Genomic DNA, 3,059 nt, shown 5'->3' with positions numbered 1-3,059 from the left:
ATATCATATTGATTCCGAAGTTTAGTTATATGGGTTCTGCCTGGGTTTCGATGGCAACCTATGGAACGATGATGATTATTTCGTATATCCTCGGACAGAAATATTACCCAATCCCCTATAATCTTAAAAAGATTTTATCTTACTTAATCATTTCGATCATACTGGTATTCTCTTCGTTTTTCGTATTCCATAGAAACATTTATATTGGCAATGCCATGTTGATTGTTTTTGTTGCGGGTATTGCCTATTTTGAAAAGAATGATTTAATGAAAATACTAAAAAGAGGTTAGTTAGAGACTTTTGTATTAGGTTCATCGTTAATGGTCAATGGCAATCAAACCATGATCTATAAGCCATTAACCTAAAGTACCCAACAATAAAAAAATGGAAATAAAAATTATCAATACATCCGAACATGCACTTCCACAATATGAAACTGCACATGCGGCTGGTATGGATCTGCGGGCATCAATAATAGAAGAAATGATATTGAAACCTTTGCAGCGCTTATTGGTGCCAACAGGTTTGTTTATTGAATTACCGATTGGTTACGAAGCACAGATCAGACCCAGAAGCGGCTTGGCCTATAAACACGGTATTAGCATTGTAAATGCTCCTGGTACAATTGACGCCGATTACCGTGGTGAAATAAAAGTTTTATTGGTAAATTTATCAGATACAGATTTTAAAATCGTTAATGGCGATAGAATTGCACAAATGGTTGTGGCAAAACACGAAACCGTTAGCTGGCAAACCGTAGAACAATTAGGGGAAACTGTACGCGGCGAAGGTGGCTACGGACATACGGGGAAATAGTCCACAGTCCTAAGTCAAAAGTCCTTAGTCTGGAGTAAATTATTTGGATTGATAAATGATATGAAATACAAAGTACATTTTCTTGTTGGAGCCACTTTAGTGAGCATCCAGGCTTTTGGGCAGGGAACGGTTACGCCAAGTGCCAATCGCGATAGCAATATGGTAAAACAATTGTTTTTTGCGGGCTTACGGGAGAAAATGTCTGAAAATTATGTTGTTGCCTCTACCAATTTCAATAAAATTGTTGGTTTAGATCCGAATAACCATGCAGCCTATTTCGAGCTGGCCAATGCAAACCTGCGTTTAGATAAACTTTCGGAAGCTGAACAGCATATAAAACAGGCAATTAAATTAAACGCCGGCAATTTATGGTACTGGCGCTTACTTGGTGAGGTATACAAGCGCACCAATAACATGCCCGAACTAATCGAAGTGTTTAATCAGTTGATCCGTCTCGATGCTGAAAACGATGCCTATTATTTTGATAAAGCCAATGCGCAGTTCTTAGGCAATCAGCTGGATGCTGCAAAAAAGACCTATGATGAAATTCAGGCTAAATTTGGCGAATCAAGAGATTTGGTAAACGCCAGAAAGCGTCTGCAATCTAACGGGAATGCCACTGAAAGTGATATTGTTAAATTATTGGAAGGCAATCAGGCTGATGTAAAGAACTATTTATATGCTGCAGGTTTGCTTTTGCAGAAGGGAAATGATCCGGAAGCATTAAAGGTATTAACCAAAGCCCAGCAGCTCGAACCCAATAATTTTGAGGTAAACCTGGCTTTGGCTGATATTTACCGTAAGCAGAAAAATGACGAAGCTGCATTTTCTTCCTTAAAATTGGCTTTCGAAAGCAATGAAATGCCTCTTACGGAAAAGGTGAAGATTATCGCTGCACTTTTTCCGAAACTTAACCAACCCGTTGTTGCCAAAAATGTAACTGAACTAAGTAAACTGGTTGCAGAAAAAAATCCGGCTGATGCAAAAGCATTGGCACTTTATGGCGATGTACTTTATCAGCAGAACCACTTAAAAGATGCATTGTCCCAATATCAGGCTGCTTTAAAACTTAACGAACAGATTTATGTAGTGTGGGAACAGGTCATTAATATCCAAACACTGCTTGGGCACTATGAGGAAGCGATAAAGGTTGGCGATGAGGCTTTAAGCATTTATCCCAATCAGGCCAGCTTATATTATTATATGGCTTATGCCCTGTTTAAAACAGGTAAATATGAGCCCGCTCAAAGCAATTTAAAAACCTCCTTACAGTTGGATGTAGAGAATAAAAGCCTGCAGGCACAGATTTATGCACTACAGGGCGATATCTACATCAACCAGAATAATTTTGCCTTAGCTAAAACAGCTTTCGAAAAAGCCATTTCAACAGAGCCCGATAATTATCTCATCATGAATAATTATGCCTATTATTTGGCGTTGAGAAATGACGACTTAACCAAGGCCGCGAAATATGCAGAAACAGCGGCCAATGCTATGCCTAATAATCCTTCAATTGTAGATACCTACGCGTTTATTCTGTTTAAACAGCAAAAATACGATCTGGCGAAAATATGGATTGAAAAGGCTTTGCAAAACAATAGCAGTAAAAACGGTGTTTACTTGGAGCGATATGGCGATATACTTTTTATGAAAGGTGAAAAGGATGCTGCATTAATCCAATGGCAAAAAGCAAAAGAGACTGGAAACGGATCAGAAGTATTAATTAAAAAGATAAATGAAAAGAAGTATTTTAAATAGCGCATTCCTGTTAGGAGCTGTAATTTTTGTTTCGGCATGTAAACCTAAAAAAGAAATTGTAGTGGCTCCACCTACCAAAACAGAAACCAAAACTGATAATTCGAAAGCAGAAGCTTTAACACTACTAAATAGCAAACAACTTAAATTTAATACACTTTCTTTAAAAGCAAAAGCAACTTTAGATATTGCCGGCGACGCAAACGATGTAACCATGAATTTCAAGATGAAAGACAAGGAAGCCATTTGGGTAAGCATTACAGCCTTAGGTGGAATGGCAGAGGTGGCAAGGGCTTTGATTACGCCTGATAGTATCAAGATCATGAACCGGATGAAAAGCGAATACCTAAAAAAACCTTTTAGTTATATTTACAATTTCACCAATAAACAGGTTAATTTTAATACCCTACAATCCATTTTAACGGGCAATGCCATGGGCGAGTTTCTAACACAAGAATCGGATGTTAAACAGGAAAATGGTGTTTGGG

The 3,059-nt window shown here is 38.0% G+C and carries 3 protein-coding genes and 1 pseudogene; all 4 read left to right on the top strand.

The window, feature by feature from the left end; translation table 11 throughout:
• Positions 1-290 (top strand): annotated as a pseudogene (locus tag AC1DND_RS24130) (polysaccharide biosynthesis protein); the annotation flags it as partial.
• Between the two features lie 94 nt (positions 291-384).
• Positions 385-816: a dUTP diphosphatase gene (dut, locus tag AC1DND_RS24125; protein ID WP_477585109.1), complete on the top strand. Its 432-nt coding sequence runs from the start codon at positions 385-387 to the stop codon at positions 814-816.
• 60 nt (positions 817-876) lie between these two features.
• Complete coding sequence (locus tag AC1DND_RS24120; protein WP_477585108.1) at positions 877-2,574, top strand: tetratricopeptide repeat protein; 1,698 nt, start codon at positions 877-879, stop codon at positions 2,572-2,574.
• The coding region (gene lolB1, locus AC1DND_RS24115) for a lipoprotein insertase outer membrane protein LolB1 (protein ID WP_477585107.1) at positions 2,552-3,059 on the top strand (508 nt) is incomplete at its 3' end. The genes AC1DND_RS24120 and lolB1, both read left to right, overlap by 23 nt.

This window comes from Pedobacter sp. 01N416 (genome assembly GCF_056399685.1).
Note: the sequence above shows the minus strand (reverse complement) of the source record. Positions and strands in the feature narration are given on the sequence as shown.